At 39.0% G+C, this 231-nt stretch carries 1 pseudogene; it reads right to left on the bottom strand.

Annotated features, from left to right (window positions below):
• Positions 1 to 231 (bottom strand): annotated as a pseudogene (locus SCA31_RS25765) (TolC family protein); the annotation flags it as partial.

The following is a 231-nucleotide window of genomic DNA, read 5'->3' as shown; positions in this document are numbered from 1 at the left end:
ATCCAAATGGGTCTTTAAAGTAGAGATTTCAGTGTCTATGGCTGCTTTTTTCTCCGTGTTTTTAATTCTTCCTCCCATGTATACAGGGATGGAAGCAGAAAGAGTGAAATCATACATTCCATTGATCACATCGTATTTGGTCGCTTTCCCGAATACACCGTTTTCGTGCTGGAAAAGATTCGTTACCTGATTGTAACTGGTATGAAATTCAATGTCCGGAAGTTTTTCCAT

Origin of the sequence: Chryseobacterium sp. SIMBA_028 (assembly GCF_046535285.1) — a bacterium.
Taxonomy (GTDB): domain Bacteria; phylum Bacteroidota; class Bacteroidia; order Flavobacteriales; family Weeksellaceae; genus Chryseobacterium.
This window is presented reverse-complemented; position numbering and strand designations above follow the sequence as displayed.